The organism is Photorhabdus kleinii (genome assembly GCF_025384885.1).
In the GTDB taxonomy this organism is placed as follows: domain Bacteria; phylum Pseudomonadota; class Gammaproteobacteria; order Enterobacterales; family Enterobacteriaceae; genus Photorhabdus; species Photorhabdus kayaii.
Window position 1 is genome coordinate 1 of the sequence record NZ_JAJAFY010000106.1, and the last position, 2,746, is coordinate 2,746.

Consider the following 2,746-nt stretch of genomic DNA (forward strand, 5'->3'; position numbering starts at 1 on the left):
GAATACCCCCTATACCATTACCACCGCTGGCGGTCAGACCCTTTCCGGTAAAACCGATGCGCTGGGCAGAACCGTGACGGTACAGAGTGAGGCGGAAGAAAATCTGCAACTGAGTTCACCAGAAGTCCCACCGAAACCGAAGCAAACCTTATACCGTGCCAGTGGTAACACGCAGGTAGAGTATGTGATGGAATTTACGGAGAAATAAGTATGACAATATCCAACAGCGGTAAAATGTGCCCGGCCGTGACCTCAATTAATTGCACGATGGAAATAGGGGTCTTTCCCGCCGATGAAGACCCCTGTTATCTGGCGGAAAAAGCTGAGTATGCTCTGCGTTTGCCCGCAATGATTATCACCAAGCTGGGCGCTATTCGCTTTCTTAATCAAATTATTATGAGTGGATTGATTAAGGTTGAAGAACTTAAACATGACTTTTTATGGCCTTATAAAGCAGAAGTGGTGTTTGCTATCAGAGAAGAGGCAGTGCCTTTACCCATGCTGGCAACCAGTCAAATCTCTAAGCAGCGTTATGGTGATAATTTACCGCAATCCAGTAATCCATTTGCCCGGCCTTCTGCCGACGATACGGAGAAATTTGGTGTTGTTGGTATTCGGCGCCCCGATATTATTTTGGTTAAAGATGAGACTCTCCGCTGGCCGGGTAGGAGTGCCACCTACTTTGATGGCTCCGTGCATCCCGATAATCTGAAAATGCTGATTGAGGTGAAATTTCCAGGGGATACTCTCAATAAAGGGCAAGAAATTGATTACATTCAAATTGCTACCCGCTCTCGCTTTGGTGTGATGCGTATTGACGATAACCGCACAGAAGAGCAAAAACAGTACGATGAAGCGTGGCGAAAACATTATCAACCCGGTTCCCAACACTATAAAAATCCGATACCACTGGCCCCGCTGCCGCCCGGTTCGCCGCCTGATGATAAAGCTTTACCCGCTCTTCCCGCAGAGGGTGTGCCGGGAACCATTCCGCAGCCCCTGACAGAAAATCCACCGCTTCTCAGTACTTCCCGCTGGTCGTTTTTACCGAGCTATGAAGACTGGGTTGTCCTTGGGCAGGAGGTGGCGGGTCTGACCGAAAACGGATTGAATTATGTCCGTGACAGTACCCGGGAACTCCTTGCCCAGTTTGGTGCCTGGTTCAATCAAGCCGGCAAGTGGGTGTGTGAAGAAATTATTGACCCGATAACCCATCATGTCAGCTACGCGTTTTCCTGGGTTAATGAACAAACGGGGAAAATCGTGACCTGGACGGAGAATGAGATAAAAGCCCGATGGCAGACTGTGCAACAGGGCTCAGATATCACCCTGGAAGAGCTAAAAAACATTAGCTGGATGCAAATATTAAAAGAGGTGGGGGAAGGCATGCTGGAAGTAGTTGTGATTATTGCCGAAGTTGCCGTTGTTATCCTGGTCACCGTTGCCGTTGCTGCTGCACTGATTGCACTGGTGGAAATTTTAGCTGCCGCAGTAGCAGCCAGTGCCGCCGCGTTAGCTGCTGTCCTGACAATATTGGCGAGTGTGACATTCGCCACCGCTTCATAATTAACGGAGGGAATATGGATACTTCAGATTACTTTACCCAGTTGAGATCACAACTGACCTCTTTTCTTTTTATCAATGGCGATGAACTGACTGTTTCCCGTCTGGGTCTCTCGATTACTCTGTTTTTTAAACAGGGTTACACTCAGGAGAAAAAACAGCGTATTCTGGCCTGCTACCGGCGCTTTCGCGAAGAGTTTGGTACTCATCTGCGTTTTCATACTCATGAACTGAAAGGGTTCAAAAAATATTCTCCGGAAAATATAGCCAAAGTGGAAGAAGGCATTCTGAATCAGAAAAAAAACCAGTTTTCTAGCTGGGATGTTAGTGATGCAAAAAATCTCTATGAAGCCCCTCGCTATCTGATGCATTACATGGACTCCCGGGAAATAAGTGGTGACAACAGTAGCTCCTACCTGAGTCTTGTACTGCCTTGGGATTATCTGAAAGCACAAGAGGGCATGACCCGATTTATGGCCTGGCTGGACTTTCTGTGTAACCAACTTGAACCTGATTGGGGAGACTGTGGTTACTGTCTGGTCTTACCCAGAGATTATCATGATTATTTTCCCTTAGAGTACCAGCTAGCTCAGCGTTATCCCACCCTACAAGTTAACTCCACTGTTCATACAACATTGAGAGATTATGCCCACTCCATCAGAAGCATTAACTGGATCACCCTGCTGTCCAAACGCTTTGTAGAGCGATTGGGTGGGGAATCATGGATACGCCACACGCTGGCCCGCCACCTCTACCCGGATGTGGTGATTACCCCTTACTCCAATGGTCTGATGATCCGGGCCGGTCAATACCCGGACTTAACGCCGCTACCGGGCAGTGTCCCGGAGAGTTATTTTGCCATTAACCAACTGATACGTCCGATACGTTTTGTTCCGGGAGAAGGTGATTCACTGCATTTTTATGGCGAGGGTCATTTTGATGATATTTCCACACAAGCCTGGTATGCCCGTTATGACCGTGGACCGCTACAGGTGACTCCTTTGAGAAGTAACCATCCTGCACTGGTCAGCGGGATCTGGCAAACCGATAGTTTGCCTGGTCGGCAGTACTTCTTTGCTCAGGGGGCGATGGCTTTTGATGTTGAAGGTGCGGAGACGGGTACAACTGTATGGCATCTGATACGGGAAGCGGCAAATAGGTGGGAATAACAGATTATCCACCG

Annotated in this window: 3 protein-coding genes; all 3 read left to right on the forward strand. The window is 48.3% G+C overall.

What is annotated here, in order from left to right:
• Window positions 1-208: hypothetical protein (locus tag LG003_RS22660; RefSeq protein ID WP_262981720.1), on the forward strand; the 208-nt coding region annotated here is incomplete at its 5' end.
• 2 nt (window positions 209-210) lie between these two features.
• Window positions 211-1,566 carry a VRR-NUC domain-containing protein gene (locus tag LG003_RS22665; protein WP_262981721.1) on the forward strand — a complete coding sequence of 452 codons (1,356 nt, stop codon included), beginning with the start codon at window positions 211-213 and terminating at the stop codon, window positions 1,564-1,566.
• 14 nt (window positions 1,567-1,580) lie between these two features.
• On the forward strand, window positions 1,581-2,732 hold the full coding sequence (locus LG003_RS22670; protein ID WP_262981722.1) for a DUF3396 domain-containing protein: 1,152 nt from the start codon (window positions 1,581-1,583) through the stop codon (window positions 2,730-2,732).
• Window positions 2,733-2,746: the final 14 nt, after the last annotated feature.

What these genes read in the sequence shown, in the direction of transcription:
- LG003_RS22665 (WP_262981721.1), top strand. Translation starts at nt 211, where the DNA reads ATGACAATATCCAACAGCGGTAAAATGTGCCCGGCCGTGACCTCAATT.
- LG003_RS22670 (WP_262981722.1), top strand. Translation starts at nt 1,581, where the DNA reads ATGGATACTTCAGATTACTTTACCCAGTTGAGATCACAACTGACCTCT.